This is a genomic window from Streptomyces sp. NBC_00400 (assembly GCF_036048035.1).
Lineage (GTDB): Bacteria > Actinomycetota > Actinomycetes > Streptomycetales > Streptomycetaceae > Streptomyces.
Genome location: NZ_CP107940.1, coordinates 8,400,841 through 8,419,228, shown reverse-complemented (window position 1 = coordinate 8,419,228; position 18,388 = coordinate 8,400,841). Strand labels below are relative to the sequence as shown.

Sequence of the window (18,388 nt, the reverse complement as noted above, 5' to 3'; positions counted from 1 at the left end):
GACAGTGGGCGGGTCCTGTTCCACCTCGCCCTTACGGGAGTTTGTGTCATGCGTATCTGGGGGCCGCTGGCCGCCGTCTGTCTGGGCACGTTCATGCTGCTCATCGACATCACCATCGTCCTGGTCGCGCTGCCGTCGATGTCGCAGTCCCTGGGCTCCTCGCTCTCCCAACTGCAGTGGGTGGCCGACGGGTACGCCCTCGCGGTGGCGGCCGCCCTGCTCGGAGCGGGGATGCTCGCCGATCTGCAGGGGCGCCGCCGCGTGTACGTCGCGGGGCTGGTCGTCTTCGCGCTCGCCTCGGTCGCCTGTGCCCTCTCGCCCGGCACGGGGTGGCTGATCGCGGCACGGCTGGTGCAGGGTGTGGGCGCTGCGGCGATGTTCACCACCACCCTCTCCCTGATCGGCACCCTGTACTCCGGCCGCCGTCTCGGGCAGGCCTTCGGCGTCTGGGCGGCGGTCGCCGCAAGCGCCTCCGCGCTCGGCCCGGTCATGGGCGGGCTGCTGACCGAGGCGCTGGACTGGCGGTGGATCTTCTACGTCAACGTCCCCGTCTCCGTGCTCGCGCTGGCCATGACCTTCCGTTACATCCCCCGGTCCGCCCCCGGCCGGAGCGCCACGCGGCGTTTGGACGTCCCCGGCATCGTGCTGTTCGCGCTCGCCGCGGGCGGATTCGTCTACGCCCTGACCGCCTCCCATGCCCACGGCTGGAGATCGGCGGAAACCCTGCTGCCACTGGCCGTCGCGGTGGCAGCCTTCGTGGCCTTCCTCGCCGTGCAGTGCCGCAGCACGCACCCACTGCTGGACCTGTCCCTGTTCCGCCGTCCGGCCTTCAGCGCCGCGATGCTCACGATCGCCGTCGGCGAGGGAGCGGTCTACGGCATCCTGCCCTACACCTCGATCTGGCTGCAGTCCGTCCAGCACCTCACCCCGGTCGGCGCCGGCCTCGTCGTACTCCCCCACGCCGTGGCCGCGGCCCTGGTGGCGGTACTGAGCGGACGCTGGATGCCCAAGCCCTCACCCCGCCTGGGCGCCGTCCTCGGTCTGTTCCTGGCCGGCATCGGCGTCGGGGCCGAAGGGTTCCTGGGTCCCGACTCGGGCTGGCCCGCCCTCGTCGGGGGCCTCGCCCTGAGCGGCGTCGGCATGGGGCTGGTCTTCCAGGTCGCCGCCGCCCTCGCCCTCGGCTCCGTCCCCGGGGAACGCACCGGTATGGCCTCCGGCATCTACAGCACGGTCGAACAACTCGGCTACGCCTTCGGCGTCGCCGTCTTCGGCACCCTCGCCGTCACCACCATGACCGGCTCCCTGGACGGTAAGGTCGCCGACCCGGCCGGTGCCGCACAGACCCTGTCCGGCGGCGGAGCCGGCACTCTCCTCGCCGCCGCCCCGGCCGGGCAGCGGGCCTCCTTCGACCAGACCCTGCACGCGGTGTTCGCCGGCGGGCACAACGCCCTCGCCCTGACCGCCGGTGCTCTGGCGGTGGCCGGCGCCACCTGCGTGTTCTGGCTGACCCGCCGTCCGCAGTCCCCGAGGAAGGCGGTGGCCGGGCCCCCGGCAGAGACTGCCGGGGCTGTTCCGACGGCCGAGTAGACCGGGGCCCGGCCGGCGCCGTCCCCGGAAACGGCCCTTTTGCGGGGTGTGATCCGGAGCAGAGCCGCGGCCGCACGGGACCTGCGCCTCGCCGAGGGCCCCGAGTCCGTGACTCCCGTGGCTCGGGTCATCAGGCGCGGCGGAGCCGGCCGGCAAGGACATGCCCGATGAGGACGTAGAGCACGGCGGGCAACCCGTAGTTCAGGACGGTCCGCACCCAGTCCGTGTCCATGGTGAACAGATCGTGCGACCAGCCGGCCAGCCAGCCGGCCGCGGCTTGTACCCAACTGACCAGGTCGTTGGCGCGGTTCGCGTCGAGGAGGACGAACAGGATCCATAGACCGAGGATCACCGCGGTGAGGTCCGCGATGACGACGATCACTTTCGCTGCTTCGCTTCTGCCGTTGTGAACGTGTCTGGACATGACAAACAGGTTGCCGCTTTCGGCCCGCCGAAACCCGGCCGCGGGGCGGGGCATGAGGCCGCCTGCGCACGCGGCCGTCCAGGGGCGCGCCCCGCATCTCCCACCGCCCCGCCGCCCCGGCCGTCTGCCCGTCTGCCCGTCTGTCCGGCGGCCCGCCCGGCCCGTAGAGCCGGACCGCTGACTGCCCACGGACGGCTACGGGCCACGGACTGCGGAGACCGGCTCTGACACCGGCCGTCTCTCCGGCATGACCGGTGTCAGAGCCGTGTCTGCCGTATGTCAGGACCGTCGGCGATCGTGGTCGGCACATCCCGCCAAGAAAGGGCATCCGATGAGTCACACGGTTTCCGTCCCCCAGGGCCTCCCCATGGAGCGCGATGCGGGCCCCTTCGCCCCGCCCCGCCTCATCACCCAGCTGCGCGAGGCTCGCCCCGTCAGTCCCCTGCTCTTCCCCGACGGTCACGAGGGCTGGCTCGTCACCGGCTACGACGCGGTCCGCCGGCTCATGGCCGACACCCGGTTCAGCTCCCGCCAGGACCTCGGCGTTCTCCACGTGCCGTACGAGGCCCCCAACATGCCCGCCGCCACCGAACCGTCCCCGCAGGTACCGGGCTTGTTCGTCGCCATGGACCCGCCGGACCACACCCGCCTGCGGCGCAGGCTCACCGGCGCCTTCACCGTAAAGCGCATGAAGCAGCTCGAAGAACACATCATCGACATCGTCGAGCGGCAACTGGACGCACTGGCGCTCCTCAGTCCGCCGGCCGACCTGGTCAAGGAGTTCGCGCTGCCGGTGCCGTCGCTGGTGATCTGCCAACTGCTCGGCGTCCCCTACGCCGACCGGGAGACCTTCCAGGTCAATTCCGCCAAGTTCCTCGTCAAGGACCAGTCGCTCGACGAGAAGATGGCCGCGTACCACGCCCTGACGACGTACCTTTCCGAACTGGTCACCGGCAAACGCGCCGCCCCCGGCGACGACATACTGTCCGACCTGGCCCGCCATGACGACCTCACCATCGAGGAGCTGACCGGCGTCGCCTTCCTGCTGCTGCTCGCGGGCCACGAGACCACCGCCAACATGCTCGCCCTGGGCACCTTCGCGCTCCTGGAGCACCCCGCGCAGCTGGCCGAACTGCGCGCCGACCCGGACCTGTTGCCCGGTGCCGTCGAGGAGCTGCTGCGCTTCCTGTCCATTGCCGACATCTTCTACCGCTACGCCACGGAGGACATCGAACTCGGGGGTGAGACGATCGGCAAGGGATCGACCGTCGTGGTCTCCCTGCTGGCCGCCAACCGCGACCCCCGGCGCTTCGACGACCCCGACACCCTGGACATCCACCGCAAGGCCCGCGGTCATCTGTCCTTCGGCCACGGCATCCACCAATGCCTCGGCCAGCAACTGGCCCGCATCGAGATGCGCGCCGGCTTCGAGGGGCTGCTGCGCCGCTTCCCCACCCTCGAACTCGCCATCCCCGCCGACGAGGTGAAACTCAAGACCGACATGAATATCTACGGCGTCCACGAGCTGCCGGTCACCTGGACGGAGACGGCCCGGTAAGGCCGAGGGCCGAGCGCGTCGCCCGTGCGGGGACGCGCCTGTGGGCCCCGCGCCTGGGCAGCAGCGCAGGGGCCGTCACCACGACCACGTCGCGCAGCGCGTCAACGGTTGGATGTCTGCCCCATGGAGATCTGCGGTAGGGACTCCTACCGCATGGATGCCTGCCGGACGCCCATGGCAAAATCAGCGGGTGCAGATCGGGATGCTGGGTCCGTTCGAAGTGCGCACCGACGACGGCGACTTGGCCGGTGTACCGGGCGCGCGGCTGCGCGGGCTGCTGATCGCCCTCGCGCTCAAGCCGGGTCAGGTGGTCCCGAAGGGGTCGCTCGTCGACTGGATCTGGGGAGAGCACCTGCCCGCCGATGCGACGAACGCCCTGCAGCGCTTGGTTTCCCGGCTGCGGAAGGCGCTGCCGCACGGGGCGATCGAGAGCCGGACGGACGGTTACCGGTTGGCCGTGGAGCCCGACGCCGTCGACGCCGTGCGCTTCGAACGCCTGGTCACCGCGGGCCAGACCTGCACCGAGGACGGCTCCCGGCGGGTGCGGCTGCTGCGCCAGGCCCTCGATCTGTGGCGCGGTCCGGCCCTGCAGGACGTCGGTCTGCAGGACAGCGCCCTCTTCGACGCCGCGGTCGTCCGGCTCGAAGGGTTGCGCCTGACCGCCACGGAGGAGCGGGTCGGCGCGGAGGTCGCCCTCGGGCGCGGTGCGGAGCTAGTCACGGAGCTGACCGATCTGGTCGCCGCGCATCCGGTGCGGGAAGGGCTCGTCGCCGCGCTGATGCGCGCGCTCGTCGCGGCCGGTCGCGACAGCGAGGCGCTGCTGGTCTACCAGCGCGCGAGGGAGGCTCTGGCCGACGCGCTGGGCGTCGGCCCCTCGCCGGAGCTGGCCGGGTTGCACCTCGCGCTGCTGCGGGGCGAGGTGGGGCACGGCCTGCGGCAAAGGGAAGCGAGCCGCAAGACCAACCTGCGCGCCGAGCTGACCACTTTCGTCGGCAGGGACGCCGATGTCGCCGCGGTCCGCGAGCTCATCGCCGGGCACCGGCTCACCACCGTGATCGGGCCGGGCGGCTCGGGGAAGACCCGGCTGGCCACGGAGGCCGCGCGCACGCTGCTCGGCGACCTGCCGGACGGGGCCTGGCTGGTGGAGCTCGCCGCCATCGGCGCGGACGGAGACGTGGCGCAGTCGACGCTCGCCGGGCTGGGCCTGCGGGACGCCCTGCTCGGCGGGGCCCCGACCGCGGAGCTGACGGACCGGCTGATCGCCGCGGTCCGCGAGCGGGAGGCGCTGCTGATCCTGGACAACTGCGAGCATGTGATCGAGTCCGCGGCGGTGTTCGCCCACCGGGTGCTCGGGGAGTGCCGGCGGCTGCGGATCCTGGCGACGAGCCGGGAACCGCTCGGCATCACCGGGGAGGCGCTGTGGCCGGTCGAGCCGCTGGCCCTGCCGGAAGGGGACGCGGGCCCCGGCGAGATCGAGTCCGCACCCGCCGTTCAGCTGCTGCGGGACCGGGCCGCGGCGGTGCGCCGGGATCTCGCGTCCGATGCCCGCACGCTGGCGACGATGGTGCGCGTCTGCCGGGCGCTGGACGGGATGCCGCTGGCGATCGAGCTGGCCGCGGCCCGGTTGCGCACCATGTCCATCGATCAGCTCGCCCACCGGCTCGACGACCGGTTCCGCCTGCTGACCGGCGGCAGCCGGACCGCACTGCCGCGGCACAAGACGCTGCGCGCGGCAGTCGACTGGAGCTGGGAGCTGCTGACCGACGCCGAGCGGATGGTCCTGCGCAGGCTCTCGGTGTTCTCCGGCGGGGCGAGCCCGGAGGCGGCCGAACGGGTCTGCGCGGGCGACGCCGTCGAGCTGGAGCAGGTGCTCGAGCTGCTGACCGCGCTGACCGAGAAGTCGCTGCTGGTCGCCGAGGTCGACAGCGCCCCGCGCTATCGCATGACCGGCACCATCAAGGAGTACGCCGGCCAACGGCTCGCGGAGGCCGGGGAATCGGAGCGGGCGCGCCGTGCGCACCTGGCCTACTTCACCGAGTTCGCCGAGTCCGCGGAGCCGCACCTGCGCCGCGCCGAGCAGCTGGACTGGCTGGCCCTGCTCGAGGCCGAGCACGACAACATCGGTTCGGCGATGCGGGGCGCGCTCGCGGCGGGCGAGGCGCAGGCGGCGATGCGGCTCGCGGCGGGCGCGGGCTGGTACTGGTGGCTCGGCGGGCACCGGACCGAGGGCATGGAGCTGATCACCGCGGCCGCCAGGACACCCGGCGAGGTGACCGACGATGTCCGGGCCATGACGTACGCGCTGGTCGTACTGTTCGTGAGCGCCGGGCGGGGCGACGAGCGCCAGGCGGAGCACTGGATCCGCGAGGCCCACCGGCTCAGCCGGCGCAGCCGGTATCGATACCCGCTGCTGGGGCTCGTCGCCGCGCTGGAACGCCTGCTGCAGTCGCCCGACGCGTTCCGGCCCGCGTTCGAACCGCTGCTCGACAACGAGGACCCCTGGGTACGCGCGCTGGCCCGGCTGCAGCTGGGCAGGATGCGGATCGTGCTCGGCCAGGACGGGCCGGAGGCGGACGCGCATCTGGAGAGGGCGCTCGCCGAGTTCCGGGCGCTCGGCGAGCGGTTCGGGATCTCGTTCGCCCTGTCCGAGCTGGCGGACCGGATCGCCGTGCGCGGTGAGTTCGCCGCCGCGTGCGAGCACTACGAGCAGGCGATCGCGGTCGTCACCGAGGTCGGTGCCACCGAGGATGTCATCCGGATGCGGGCGCGGCAGGCGCAGCTGTACTGGCTGCTGGGCGACGAGGACGCGAGCGCGGCCGCCCTTGCCGAGGCGCAGCGGTGCGCGGAGCGGGTCACCTGGCCGGACGCGCTGGCCGAGCTGGCCCTCGCGAAGGCCGAGCTCGCCCGGTGGGGCGGCGACGCCGAGGAGGCGTACCGGCAACTCGGCGTCGCGACGGCCGTACTGGGCGACGAAGCGAAGCAGGCGCACCTCCGCGCGGTGACGCACGACCTGCTCGGCTACCTCGCCGACGATCTCGGCGAGGCCCGGGCGCACCGCGCGGCGGCCTGCGAGGCGGCATCCGAGGCGGGCCACGCACTGGCGATCGCACAGGTGCTCGTCGGGGTCGCGGACCTGGCCCTGCGCCGCGACGAGCACGAGCAGGCCGCACGGCTGCTCGCGGCGAGCGCGGACGTGCGCGGGCTGCAGGACCGCTCCCACCCGGACGTGGCCCGGATCGAGCAGACCGCGCGGCACCACCTCGGCGAGGCGCGGTTCGCCGAGGCGGCCCGCGAGGGGACGCGGACCACCTGGTCTCAGCTGGTCGAGGCCACGCTCGCTTCGTGAACCTGGAGGCCGCCCACGCGCACACGAGGAGCCACAGTTCCGATACCTCCCCTACGCTGAAGGGTTTTCACCATGAGCCAGGTCACGCAGGACGACTGGGATACCCATTACGGAGAGGGCCGTTCCTTCCGTCCGCTCGGCGAGGCCGAACACACCCTGTTTCGTGATCTTGCCTCAGCCTCTCCCCGCGGTGAGCGCGCCCTTGACGTGGGCTGTGGCGTGGGAGAACTTGCCCGCCACCTCGCCACCCTCGGCTACACGGTCGATGCCGTCGACTACGCAGCCTCGGCCGTCGCCCTCGCCGTCGCCGCGCGGACGCCGCCCGCGTCCGGCACGACGAGGTTCGTGCGGTGCGATGTCGAACGGGACTCCCTCGACGACTTGCACAGCGCGTACGGCCTGATCGTGCTCAGGCTGAGTTACGCCTTCCTCCACGACCGCACGCGCGTCATGCACCGGCTGCGTGAACGGCTGAGCTGCGGCGGCACGATGGTGGTCATCACCCCGGTCGTGGACGCGGTGCCTGCCGAGCGGCGCAACAGTGCGCTCGACGAGGACGAGATCGCTCTGCTGTCCGCCGGATGGCGCACGGCCGAACGGCGTGATGCCGAGGGGTTGGCGACCCTCGTGCTGCGGGACCCCGCCTCGTGTGCGGTGGCCTTCGGCGGCAAGGGGCGCCCCTCCCCGCACGCGCTGACCGGTGCGGGCGTCGTGGTGACGGACGATGCGGGCCGTGTGCTGCTGGGCCGGTCCGTGCGGGGCGTATGGGAGTTGCCCGGGGGCAAGAACGACGGCGGCGAATCGTTCGTCGAGGCTGCCGTGCGCGAACTCGAAGAGGAGACCGGGTTGACGGCCGAGGCGGCCGATGCGCGGCTGCTGGCCATCTTGATGGACAGTGTCCACGGTATTCCGCGGGTGACCGCTGCCGTGCGCGTGGTCGCCTTCCGCGGCGAGCCCGCCGTCAGAGAGCCGAACCTCATCCACCGCTGGGAATGGCACGACGTCGCCGACCTGCCGGCTCTGCCCTGCGGGCTGTTCACGCCCAGCGCCCAGGTGCTGGACGTCGTATGGCCCGGACGGCTGCCCGGTCTGCCGCCCGTCCACCGCCACATCGTCGCGGAGGACGGCGGCAACCCTAATCCGCGACGTCCGTGACCCGGCGCCCCGGCCGTCCCAGGCGCAACCGGCCCCGCAGCTTGTCCACCAACGGGTACTTCTCCCGCTGTTCGCGGGCATGGCGGTTCAGCTCCTCCACCAGCCGCTCGGAGCGCTTCGTCACATCCAGCTCGTCCAGGATGCGGTCGATCTCGGCCAGCAGCGCGCCGTGCAGCTGCCATTGCCGGGGATGCTCCTGCACACCGTCGAGGAGCAGGTGCGCGACGGTCTCGCGGCTCTCGCGGCTGGCGGCGAGTTCCTGGCCGAGCCGGTCCTCGGCCTCCTCCGCATTGGCGCTGACCTGCGTGGTGATGAGGACCGCGAAGCTCTCGACCGCGCGGGCCATATGGCCGAACAGCTCCTGCAGGGCAGTGCCGAGGGCCGCCGGGAAGAGCGGTTCGTCGGTGCGCGCCTTGGCGAGGTCGGTCAGAGTGCGGCACACCGTACGGAGCACCACCGCGGAGATCTCCAAGGTGTCCAGCCCGGTGCGCAGAACGACACGGGAGAGCAGGCCCTCCTTGACCCGGGGATTGAGCCGGAGGCTGTCCTCCGCCTGCCGGAGCGCCGCGTCCACCTGCACGATGTCGTGATCCAGGTGGCGCGCCTCGTGCAGCCGGGCTGCCGCCTCCGCCACGGGCGTGTGGCCCGTCATCTCCTCGCCGAGACTCAGCAGCAACCGGCTCATCCGGGCGGCAAGGCCCTCAATGGCCTCACTGGCGGGCTGCACCCACAGGGGTGGCACGAACAGCATGTTGAAGAGCAGCCCGACGACCGCCCCGATCAGCGTCTCCAACACCCGGTCCCAGGCCGTCGCGGCCACCCGTGTCGTCGTCACGCCGAGCACCAGCATCGCGCTGATCGCGACCTCGGGCACGAACTCACCGGCCCGGACGAAACGCCCGATCACCAGCGACGCGAGGATGATCAGCCCCAGGCTCCACCAGGTCAGCCCCACCAGGGAGCTGAAGCCGATGGCGATGACCACACCCACCACGACGGCGTTCACCCTGCGCACGCTGGTGGTGAGAGTGGTGTACAGGGTGACCTGGACTACGAGCAGGGCGGTCAGGGGTGCGGTCAGCGGCGCCGGCTCGCTGCTCAGCAGCAGGGCGACGACGTAGGAAATCACGGCGGCCACGGTCGAGCGGAGCGTCTGGGCGACAACAGGCTCGCTGTGCCATCGGACGAGGTCCAGCAAGGGATCGGTAACTTCGCGCACCCTCGACCCTTCCCCCCTGGTCGCGCCGAAGGCACCCTAGATGGCCTTGAATGACCCGCTTACCTCACCCGTCGGTCGCCCGGCGGTCGCCCGGCGGGTGACCTGGGGATCGCCCGTCCTGTCCCCAGGCCACACCGGCCACGGCACCGGCCACGGTTCCGATACCCGTAAGCCGATGCGCGGGCACCGGGCGGGCGTGATTTTCCGTCGCCGTGAGCTCACTACCCGTATGCAGAACTGCGGCCGGGAGCGGGTGGGTCGATCACTCCCTCCCTTCTGGTGAATCCGGCGACTCCGCTGCGGCTCCAGCGGCCGACGGCACAGGTGGTCATCCGGGCCCGGCACCCACCAGGTCAGGCGGTGGGCATACCGGCGAGATGCCGGGCGAGCGTGTCGAGAGGCTGGAAGGTGGCGCCGAGCAGCGCTACGTGCTTCCAGTGCAAGGTGCCGTCGGATCCGATGAGGAACACGGCCCTGCGCACTCCGATGCCGGGAGCGGCGACGCCGAAGGTGCGGGCGACGCCGCGATCGGTGTCGGCGAGCAAGGGCATCCGCAGGTCGTACTTGCGCGCAAACCGATCGTGGCTGTCCACGTCCTGCGGACTGATGCCCCAGACTTCCGCGTTCTGGCCCTGGAGCTGCTCAAGGCCGCTGGAGTAGGAACACAGTTGCTTGGTGCACACGCTGGTGTCGTCCCCCGGATAGAACGCCAGGACGAGCGGGCGGCCGCGCTGAAGGGAGAGGGCGTAGTCGCGTCGCTCGAAGCGGTCGCCGGTCAGCACGCCGCCGGGCAGAGTGAAGTCGGGTACCGGCTTACCGATTTGGGGTGCGGGGGCCATGGGGGGTGTCCCTTCACTAGGGAGGCGGGAGGTCTGCGAAAAGTATCTACGTGCACTGTCTCCGACTGTCCGGCGCCTTGATCGGGAGCCCGGGAATCGGTGCAGTCGAGGCACACACCGCAGCATCGCCACAGCTCCTCCTCTCCCGGTCCGATCGATCGCAGGGCGGCCGCACGGCACAGCGCAGCACGGCGTTCCGGACGTCCTCATCCGGTGTATTCGTCGCCGGCCGGGATCCGGATTGGTCAGGTAGTGGATCAGAAGTGGATCAGATGCCGATGGGCACGGGTGGGCACCGAAGTGGGCGCCGGTGGGCGCGGCAGCCGCCGTCCGGCGGCAGGTGCCCTGGCAGTCGTGGCGGACCCGGATCGTTTCGGGAGGAAACGGCGATCGCCGCCGGCATGGGCCCGGTCCACCGTTTGACAGGATGACGCCGAGTGGCACGGTGGAAGTACGGATCCGGCGTCGCAGCCGGGGCGAGGGGGCAGCCTGGCGAGGGGTGAGTGGGCACCATGGCTTTCAGTGACGGAACGGCGGGGAGCCTGATCTGTCAGCACCTCGATGAGGTGACGGCGGTCAGCCCCGACAGCCCCGACAGCTGTCCGGAGTGTGTCACGCTGGGTGATGAGTGGGTGCATCTGCGCGAATGTCAGAGCTGCGGACACATCGGCTGCTGCGACTCCTCCAAGAACAAGCACGCCACGGCCCACCACCACGCCACCGGCCACCCGCTCATCCGGTCCTATGAGCCCGGCGAGGCCTGGTGGTGGTGTTACGAGGACCAGGTGACCTTCGAGGTGGAGGGTGTGGGCCCCGTACGGGTCTGACCGCCCTCGCGGCCGCCAGCGGGTCAGGTGAGTGCGGCTGCCACCAGCGCGGTTCCTGCACCGAGGGCCAGTACCGCGCGACGTGCACTCCGATGATCAAGAGGCCGGAAAAGGCCGATTGGTCAAACCTTTTCGGGACTCTCTCGCCTCATTTACGGTCAATGATCCGCTCAGACCGGGTGAAGCCGGGTGAGGTCGCGTACGGCCTTCGCGCGGCACCGTGAGCCGCAGCAGTCCCTCAGAAGCTCGGCGGGGTCTCGGCCCAGACGCAGACCGCCGGCACCTCACCGGGGTTGCTGTAGCGGTGCGGGGTGGAGGACGGGAAGCTGACACAGTCGCCGGGCTGCAGGCGGTGGTGGACACCGTCGACCCAGTAGTCCAGTTCCCCGCTCAGCAGCACCCCGACTTCCTCCCCGGCATGGGTGTGCGGCCGGTCGCCGGAGCCGGCCCCCGGGGCCACCTCCAGAAGCATCATCTCCAGCCGGCCGCCGTGCTCGGGATTGAGGAGGGTGTAGGTGACGCCCTCCACCCCTGCCCGGGTGAGTTCGATGCGCTGGTCGGGACGGGTCAGGACGCGCTGCTCACTCTCGACGGCATGGAACAGCCGGCTGAGGGTCGTACCGAGGGCATCGACGATCGTACGCAGGGTGTTGATCGTCGGGCTGTTCACATCGCGCTCGACGTTGCTGAGATAGCTGCGCGAGAGTCCGGTCCGGTCCGCGAGCTGTTCCAGGGTGAGTCCCCGCTCCAGACGTTCCCGGCGAAGGTGGCGGCCGATCCCGTCGCTCGCCCCGCCTCCCGCTACGGCCGGGTCGTTCTCAGCCGCCACGGCACCCACCCCATTCCAGTAAAGAGCACACTGCGTCTACTATAGCCGTCACCCGGATGTCGCATATATCGTGCGCTTCATCGTCGATAGAAGACGCCTGTGTCCTTACGCCACGGCGCCCGCTCTGCGATGCCCCCGGCCCCCACCCCCTGTCCCCTGTCCCCTGTCCCCTGTCGCACCCCGTACACCCGGAGGTTCCGCCCCATGCACCCCGACACCTCATCCTCCCCCGAGCGCGAGATCCGTGCGCTGCCCGAACTCCGTCTGGAACGCGGCGCGTTGGCGCACAATGTGCAGCTCATGGCGGAGTGGTGCCGTGAGCACCGCGTCGAACTCTCGCCCCACATCAAGACCACCATGGTCCGCCCCATCGTCGAACAGCAGCTGGAAGCCGGTGCGTGGGGCGTCACGGTGGCCACCGCCCGGCAGGCCGACGTGGCGCGCAGGTGGGGAGTGCGCCGGATCCTGGTCGCCAACGAAGTGATCCACTCCGCCGATCTCGCCCTCCTGCGCCACCTGCTCGACGAAACGCCGGACCTGGAGCTCTTCTGCCTCATCGACTCCTCGACAGGCGTGGAGCTCGCCGCGGCGGCCCTGCACGACACGCACAACCCGCTACGGGTGCTCGTCGACGTCGGCGTGCCGGGCGGCCGGACCGGGGTGCGTAACGCCGCGGAGGCGTACGAGCTCGCCGCGGCCGCCGTCAAGGCCTCGCCCGGGCTCCTCCTGGCCGGCGTCGCCGGGTACGAGGGGGTACGCCCCAACACCCGGGACGCCGCGACGCTCGCCGCCGTCGACGCGCACTGCCGCATGACGGCCGAGGTCTTCGAGTCGTTGGCTCCGCTGTACGAGACCACACGCCCCGTTTTCAGCATGGGCGGCTCCGCGTTTCCCGACCGTGTCGTCCACGCCGTGGCGGAGCTGCTGCACCGGTGCGGCGACCTGCCGCTGGTGCCCGTGCTCCGGTCAGGCTGCTACGTCACCCACGACCACGGCACCTACGCCCAGGTCACCCCGCTCCCCGGGCTGCGTCCGGCCCTGACCGTCCGCGCGACCGTGCTCTCCACGCCCGAGACCGGAACCGCCGTGGTGGGGGCCGGCAAACGCGAGCTGCCCTATGACGCCGGTCTGCCCGTCGTCCTCGGGGCACGCTCGGCCGCCGGAGCACACCGCGAGGTGCGCGCCACGGCGGCGCGGATCTACGACCACCATCTGGTCCTCACCCCTGCCCAAGGCCTTCAGGTGGGCGACGAGGTCGACCTCGGTGTCTCCCACCCGTGCTCGGCCTTCGACCGGTGGCCCGACATCACCGTCGTCGACGCGGTGGGGGAAACCTGCGACGTGTGGCATCCGCAGTTCCACTGACGTCTGACACCCGGTGGGTGGGGCCCGGTGTGTGGGGCCCGGTGTGTGGGGCCCGGTGTGTGGGGCCCGGTGTGTGGGGCCCGGTGTGTGGGGCCCGGTGTGTGGGGCCCGGTGCACGACACCCGAAGGGCAACGGCGCAGGCCCGTGGACCGAACAGCCGCCCAGCCCCTCTCAGCCCGTCAGCCCGTCAGCCCGTCAGCCGGTCAGCCCGTCAGCCCGTCAGCCGGTCAGCCGGTCAGCCCGTCAGCCGGTCAGCCCGTCAGCCCGTCAGCCGATGAACGCTCTCGTGAATTCGTTCTCCGCCTTGCCGATGCTGGAACAGGTCGCTGCCGCCTGCAAGTTCGGGCCTCCCGGGCAGGCCTTGTCCCGGGTCAGCGACCACATCGAGAGCCCGCCGAGCCTCTTCTCCTTGGCGAACTTCTTGAGTTCGGCCGCATCATCGGGCCTGAAGACCTCGCCCTTGACGTCGTTGACACCGATCATCGGCGTGACCGCAACGGCCTTCCACGCCGCGGCCTCGTCCCGGAGGCCCAGCGCCGACTTGACCTGCTTCTGAGTGGCGGTGGCGGCCGAGATGGCGTACTTGCCCATGTCGCCGTCGTAGTAGGTGCCGTAGTCCATGGCCATGATGTTCACCGTGGAAATCCGGGCACCGTTCTCCCTGGCGTTCTCCAGCACCGCGACGGCGTGCCGGTTCAGGCCCGAGGGGAGCACCGGGAGGGTGAAGGAGACATCCAGCTTCTTGCGCTGCTGGAGCCGGGCGATCGCCTGGGCGCGGAGGGTGTTGGCCTTGGTGTCCGTCAGGGCGGGGCCCTCGATGTCGAAGTCGGCCTTCGTCAGGCCGTAGGCATCGATGACCTCGCTGTACGCCTGCACCAGCTTGTCCACCGAGCCGCAGACCCTGGCGAGTTCGTTGCCGCTCTGTCCGCCGAAGGAGATCCGCACATCGCCGCCCTTGGCGCGCAGCGCGTCCGCCTGCCGCGCCACCGGGTTGTCACGGAGTGCCTGCCTGCCGCCCCACTTGGGCACGCAGCCGCCTCCTGGGGAGACGAAGGCCAGGTTGTACTCCTTCACACCGGTATCCTCGGCGCCCTGGAGAAGGTTGTAGGCGGGCTTGAGCGAGGTGTCCACGTACGGCGCGAAAGTGCTGGATTCCTTGGCGGGTGCGGGGCTGCTCTCCCGCGGCGAGGACGCCACCGGGCCGGGGCGCTCGGGCTTCTTCGCCGGCTCCCCGGCCGAACAGCCGGCCAGCAGAAGGGCCGCAACCGCCGCTGCTCCTACCGCAGTTGCGGTCGGCCTCACCACGTGACTCCTCCGAGGAGCAGGCACTTCTGCGTCGTTCGTCATCGTCGGGCTGCCTCCATCGGTGGGGGGGTGGGCAGTTGTGTGCGGACCTGCCGCCACGAAGCGACGCCAGTGGGGGTGGGGTCGTCAGGGGCCGGGTGCGGTGGGCTTCGGGCGGCAGGACGAAGCGTTCGGGGCGGGCGGCGGGTGGGCGGGCAGCCCGTCCATCGGCTTCGCATACGTCACATCATCATCCGTCGAGGGTACTGGATCCGGCGGACCGGGCTCGGTGGCGCCCCACCGCGGCAACGGCGACGGTTCGCTGCCGCGCCGAGCAGGTGCGCCACCTGTGCCCGGCAGATACCCCACCGTGCCGGGCCCGCCGTCATGCCCATGGCGTCACGGCGTCATGACGTCACGGCGTCCTGGCCCCGGGAGCGGCGGGGCCGGCGCCCTGGGCAGGGATACGGGCGCCGGCCCACCCCTGCACCGCCGGCTCTTCCAGCGAGTGGACCCACCAGTCGGCCAGCGCCGTCTCCTCGTCGCTGGGCCGGGGACCGACTCCCAGCACCCGCATGCCCGCACCCGCGGCGGCCTGGATGCCGCAGTGGGAGTCCTCGACGGCCAGCGTGTCACCGGGTTCCACTCCGCAGAGTTCGGCGGCGGTGAGATACACATCGGGATGAGGTTTGGGTCTCGTGGTGGCGTCGGGCACCACGATATGGAGGAAGCAGTCGCGGAGTCCGGCCATATCGAGGCAGGACTCGACGACGTCCAGCGGGCAGTTGCTGGCCACCGCCAGCGGCGCGAACTGCACGGTCGAATGCACCAGTTCCGTCGCCCCGGGCATGGTGGTGGGCTCCGCGGCGACGAGGTCGCGGAAATGCTCGAGCAGTGATTCCGTCATTTCCCCGGTCAGTTCCGGGTGACCTGCGACATCCGCCATCAGGCGTCCGCACTGGGTGTAGTGCAGTCCTCTGGCCTTTTCCGCGAATGCGGCCGAGGGGGTGAATCCATAGCTGTGCAGCACCCTGTCACGTGCATCCTGCCAGTGGCGTTCGGTGTCCATCAGCGTGCCGTCACAGTCGAAGACGACGGCAGCGGGTGTCCAGGAAAAAATGCTCTCTGCGCTCATCCGCGTTTCCGTTCCGAGGGGCCCGGGGGCGTCGCTGTGACCGGTCGCGAGGAAAGCAGGGCAGCATCGGTTTCACGGACGCCCGGCACCGGGCCGAGGGGATTTCCGGCGGAGGGCAGTCCTCATGGACAGGAGTTCTTCCCGCTCCATGCCGGAACATTACGATCGTTACGTTACGGACGGCAACACAGAGTGGTCAACCGATTCATAAATATCCATATTTTAGGCTCTACTGATAACCGAGAGTGCCGTAGGCCGTCTCGGCGCCGCCCTGGAGGATCCGGAATGCGCACGTCGAGCGGCGCCGGGTGCACAGCACGCGTGCGGGTGGGGCCAGTTCGGTGAAGCGTGCGGCCTTCAGCCACCCGAAGCGGGGCCGGCTCAGCCTCCCCCGGCTGTGGTACGAGGCGGCCTGGCGGGCGGCCTCCAGCAGCACCATGCCGGGTACGTGATCGGTGGCGTGGTCGAAGAAGAACGGGTGCAGCGGGTCGGCCGGCGACACCAACAGCCCCTCCTCGTCGAGAGCGAGGACCGCGTCGTGCGGATGGTTCACCGTCAGCCGGGCGGCCGGCGGACGGATGTGCCGCTCCGCCGGGCGGGCCGGGAGGGAGTGGGCCGCCCTTCCGGCGCGCAGCGCGGTGAAGCGCGCGCCGTCCAGGAATCGCACGCCCCCGCCACCGCAGCCGAAGGTCACTCCACAGGCGGCGAAGGTGACGTTCAGTCGCAGACCGACGACGGTCTTGTCCGGCGTGTGCCGTACGGCGCTCACCCGGGCGCCACAGGTGATCTCGGTCGCCCCGGCGCGGGCCGGTGGCTCGTCGGCCGGCCTGAGGTGGAAGTACAGGTCGGTGATGACCGCGTGGCACGCCTGGGGAACGGCGTAGAAGCGCAGGGGAATGCACAGGCCGAGCTGGCGCAGAGTTTCCACCAGGATCAGCGGGCTGTGCCGCTGCGATCCGTCACGGGGGAAAGTCGGATGCGCGCGCGGCCATGACGCCGCGGCCCGGAAGACGTGCGCGGTATCGGCCGGCTGCACATCGGTCAGAAGGACCTCCGCCACCGAGGTCCGGTGCACCAGCTCCCGCTCGACCGTACGGGACCAGCTGAGCGGCTCACTCTTTCCGGCGATGCTGCCCGTTGGCGTGCTCATACGACCAGGGAATACCGAAATTCGAACGTGCGCACCCTTGAATTCCGGGTCGCGCGGAACGGTAGGTTGCCTGCCGGCCGAACCAGAACGATGTCTGAGGTGTATGTGCAGATCCGGGCGAAGACGACGCGCAGGTCCCTTCTTGAGGCGGCAGCAACCCTGTTCGACGAGCGAGGGTATGCCGGTACCAGCATCAGTGACATCAGTGCGCATTCCGGTCGCACCAGCGGTGCCATTTATTTCCACTACGCCAGCAAGGAGAAGCTCGCCCTTGCCATCGTCGAGGAGCATTTCGCCACCTGGCCGCATTTGATCAGCCGGCACCGGCAGCCCGGTCTGCCGGCCCTGGAAAATCTCGTCGGGCTGAGCTTCGAGGTGGCCCGGGCCTTTCGTGACGACATCGTCGTCCGGGCCGGTGCCCGCCTGTGGGCCGAACGCAAAGCCATCGACACGCAGCTCCCCGCACCGTTCCTCGGCTGGATCGGGGCGGTCACCCAGCTGCTCGAAGAGGCCGCCCGTAACGGGGAACTCGCTGCCGATGTGCCGCCTGCCGCCACCGCCCACGGCATCGTCTGTGCCTTCTTCGGCCTGCACACCGTCTCCGACGCCCTGGACGGCCGCCGGCACATCGAGGAGCACCTGGACGACCTGTGGCATCTGCTGCTGCGCGGCCTGCAGGCCGAGCCGGATCCGGCCGCGCTGCTGGCTCGTGTGCGCCGGCGGATGCGCGACAACAGGACGGCATCCGGGACGGCGTAGCCGGAAACGACCTCAACCACGCGTGCCACGGGCCGTGTTGGGTACCGAGCAGCCCGGTTGGACGCTCGGATCGACAGCGCGCCTGGGTGACCGGGATCAGCGGATCAGCGTGACATCGGCCGCGAATTGGCCGGAACTGCCCGGTCCGGTACGGGACGAGCCAGGGTCGGGCGGGAGACCGGCCGACGCGCGGGGGCTGCTGGTGAGTGGGCAGGGGGCCGGACGATAGCCTGCTGCGGTCCACATCGAGCCTTCCTACGCTTCTGTAGTCAACCACGGGGGATTTCAGGCATGTCCGCTCCGCCGCCCTATCAGAATCAGCCACCGCAGCAGCCGTACGGCTCTCCGCAACAGCAGCCGTACGGGCAACAGCAGCCGTACGGGCAACAGCAGCAGTACGGGCAACAGCAGCCCTACGGGTATCAGCAGCAACCGCAGGCGCCGCAAGGGCCGCAGAGGCCTCAGCGGCCGCGGCAGCAGAGCAGCCCGCTGCGGGGGCTGATCACCGCCGTCATCGTCCTGGCGGTCTTCGGCGGCGGTGCCTGGTACGTGTGGGATTACAACACCAACCCTCATGGCGGCAAGGCCAAGAAGGAGGCCGCACAGGCCGCGCGGGCCGAGGAGAACAAGAAGTACAACCCGGAGGTCGGGGACTGCGTCAAGATCCACGACCCCCAGGGGGAGCCGCTGGCGGAGATCGTCGACTGCGGCTCGGCCGAGGCCGAGTACAAGACCGGCGACAGGCTGCCCGGTGCCGGCACGCGGTGCGGATCGCAATTCGACTACGGCATGCACGTCTCGATCCGTCACAGCTCTTCCTACACGCTGTGCTTCACCAAGGTCTGACCTGATGCGCCCTCCGGCCGTCACCCGAAAGGAACGGGTGGCGGCCGGAGTTGTGCCACCCCAT

At 70.6% G+C, this 18,388-nt stretch carries 15 protein-coding genes; 8 read left to right on the top strand and 7 right to left on the bottom strand.

Translation table 11 applies throughout. The features are described 5' to 3' along the window. Positions 1-48: 48 nt before the first annotated feature. Positions 49-1,587 (top strand): MFS transporter, encoded by a 1,539-nt coding sequence (locus OHS81_RS36965; protein ID WP_328390697.1) that lies wholly within the window; start codon positions 49-51, stop codon positions 1,585-1,587. A gap of 130 nt (positions 1,588-1,717) precedes the next feature. On the opposite strand, the gene OHS81_RS36960 is transcribed toward OHS81_RS36965, so the two are convergent. Next, a complete protein-coding gene (locus OHS81_RS36960; RefSeq protein ID WP_328390696.1) occupies positions 1,718-2,011 on the bottom strand; it encodes a hypothetical protein in 294 nt (97 codons plus the stop codon). Between the two features lie 331 nt (positions 2,012-2,342). Here OHS81_RS36960 and OHS81_RS36955 point away from each other — a divergent pair, with 331 nt between their 5' ends. From OHS81_RS36955 to OHS81_RS36945, 3 genes are all read left to right on the top strand, one after another. Beyond that, positions 2,343-3,569, top strand: a complete 1,227-nt coding sequence (locus tag OHS81_RS36955; RefSeq protein WP_328390694.1) for a cytochrome P450 — start codon at positions 2,343-2,345, stop codon at positions 3,567-3,569. Between the two features lie 190 nt (positions 3,570-3,759). After that, positions 3,760-6,915 (top strand): BTAD domain-containing putative transcriptional regulator, encoded by a 3,156-nt coding sequence (locus OHS81_RS36950; protein ID WP_328390692.1) that lies wholly within the window; start codon positions 3,760-3,762, stop codon positions 6,913-6,915. Between the two features lie 72 nt (positions 6,916-6,987). Beyond that, a complete protein-coding gene (locus OHS81_RS36945; RefSeq protein ID WP_328390690.1) occupies positions 6,988-8,070 on the top strand; it encodes a bifunctional class I SAM-dependent methyltransferase/NUDIX hydrolase in 1,083 nt (360 codons plus the stop codon). On the opposite strand, the gene OHS81_RS36940 is transcribed toward OHS81_RS36945, so the two are convergent. Both OHS81_RS36940 and OHS81_RS36935 read right to left on the bottom strand, forming a co-directional pair. Next, positions 8,051-9,289, bottom strand: coding sequence for an FUSC family protein (locus OHS81_RS36940; RefSeq protein ID WP_328390688.1), 1,239 nt, complete (start codon positions 9,287-9,289; stop codon positions 8,051-8,053). The genes OHS81_RS36945 and OHS81_RS36940 overlap by 20 nt on opposite strands. Positions 9,290-9,642: 353 nt before the next feature. Beyond that, the gene (locus tag OHS81_RS36935) at positions 9,643-10,128 is read right to left on the bottom strand and encodes a peroxiredoxin (protein WP_328390686.1); all 486 of its coding nucleotides are present in this window, start codon (positions 10,126-10,128) and stop codon (positions 9,643-9,645) included. Between the two features lie 512 nt (positions 10,129-10,640). Here OHS81_RS36935 and OHS81_RS36930 point away from each other — a divergent pair. After that, positions 10,641-10,955, top strand: a complete 315-nt coding sequence (locus OHS81_RS36930) for a UBP-type zinc finger domain-containing protein (protein WP_328390684.1) — start codon at positions 10,641-10,643, stop codon at positions 10,953-10,955. Positions 10,956-11,193: 238 nt separating this feature from the next. On the opposite strand, the gene OHS81_RS36925 is transcribed toward OHS81_RS36930, so the two are convergent. After that, the gene (locus OHS81_RS36925; RefSeq protein WP_328390682.1) at positions 11,194-11,784 is read right to left on the bottom strand and encodes a helix-turn-helix domain-containing protein; all 591 of its coding nucleotides are present in this window, start codon (positions 11,782-11,784) and stop codon (positions 11,194-11,196) included. Between the two features lie 204 nt (positions 11,785-11,988). On the opposite strand from OHS81_RS36925, the gene OHS81_RS36920 reads away from it, so the two are divergent. After that, a complete protein-coding gene (locus tag OHS81_RS36920) occupies positions 11,989-13,149 on the top strand; it encodes an alanine racemase (RefSeq protein ID WP_328390680.1) in 1,161 nt (386 codons plus the stop codon). 268 nt (positions 13,150-13,417) lie between these two features. Here the strand turns inward: OHS81_RS36920 and OHS81_RS36915 are convergent, their stop codons facing one another. The 3 genes from OHS81_RS36915 to OHS81_RS36905 all read right to left on the bottom strand — a co-directional run bounded on the left by OHS81_RS36915 (position 13,418) and on the right by OHS81_RS36905 (position 16,719). Then, a complete protein-coding gene (locus OHS81_RS36915) occupies positions 13,418-14,452 on the bottom strand; it encodes a chitinase (RefSeq protein ID WP_443058822.1) in 1,035 nt (344 codons plus the stop codon). 397 nt (positions 14,453-14,849) lie between these two features. Next, positions 14,850-15,569 carry an HAD family hydrolase gene (locus tag OHS81_RS36910; RefSeq protein ID WP_328390678.1) on the bottom strand — a complete coding sequence of 240 codons (720 nt, stop codon included), beginning with the start codon at positions 15,567-15,569 and terminating at the stop codon, positions 14,850-14,852. A 229-nt stretch (positions 15,570-15,798) separates the two neighbouring features. Next, entirely contained in the window at positions 15,799-16,719 is a 921-nt protein-coding gene (locus OHS81_RS36905; protein ID WP_328390676.1) for a ScbA/BarX family gamma-butyrolactone biosynthesis protein, read from the bottom strand. Positions 16,720-16,824: 105 nt separating this feature from the next. On the opposite strand from OHS81_RS36905, the gene OHS81_RS36900 reads away from it, so the two are divergent. Further along, complete coding sequence (locus OHS81_RS36900; RefSeq protein WP_328391694.1) at positions 16,825-17,478, top strand: ScbR family autoregulator-binding transcription factor; 654 nt, start codon at positions 16,825-16,827, stop codon at positions 17,476-17,478. Between the two features lie 291 nt (positions 17,479-17,769). Next, positions 17,770-18,324 carry an LppU/SCO3897 family protein gene (locus OHS81_RS36895; RefSeq protein ID WP_328390674.1) on the top strand — a complete coding sequence of 185 codons (555 nt, stop codon included), beginning with the start codon at positions 17,770-17,772 and terminating at the stop codon, positions 18,322-18,324. The last annotated feature ends 64 nt before the right edge of the window (positions 18,325-18,388 follow it).

Coding starts and splice junctions, on each gene's coding strand:
- OHS81_RS36945 (WP_328390690.1), top strand. CDS start 6,988: ATGAGCCAGGTCACGCAGGACGACTGGGATACCCATTACGGAGAGGGC.
- OHS81_RS36965 (WP_328390697.1), top strand. CDS start 49: ATGCGTATCTGGGGGCCGCTGGCCGCCGTCTGTCTGGGCACGTTCATG.
- OHS81_RS36935 (WP_328390686.1), bottom strand. CDS start 10,128: ATGGCCCCCGCACCCCAAATCGGTAAGCCGGTACCCGACTTCACTCTG.
- OHS81_RS36905 (WP_328390676.1), bottom strand. CDS start 16,719: ATGAGCACGCCAACGGGCAGCATCGCCGGAAAGAGTGAGCCGCTCAGC.
- OHS81_RS36895 (WP_328390674.1), top strand. CDS start 17,770: ATGTCCGCTCCGCCGCCCTATCAGAATCAGCCACCGCAGCAGCCGTAC.
- OHS81_RS36920 (WP_328390680.1), top strand. CDS start 11,989: ATGCACCCCGACACCTCATCCTCCCCCGAGCGCGAGATCCGTGCGCTG.
- OHS81_RS36930 (WP_328390684.1), top strand. CDS start 10,641: ATGGCTTTCAGTGACGGAACGGCGGGGAGCCTGATCTGTCAGCACCTC.
- OHS81_RS36910 (WP_328390678.1), bottom strand. CDS start 15,569: ATGAGCGCAGAGAGCATTTTTTCCTGGACACCCGCTGCCGTCGTCTTC.
- OHS81_RS36955 (WP_328390694.1), top strand. CDS start 2,343: ATGAGTCACACGGTTTCCGTCCCCCAGGGCCTCCCCATGGAGCGCGAT.
- OHS81_RS36960 (WP_328390696.1), bottom strand. CDS start 2,011: ATGTCCAGACACGTTCACAACGGCAGAAGCGAAGCAGCGAAAGTGATC.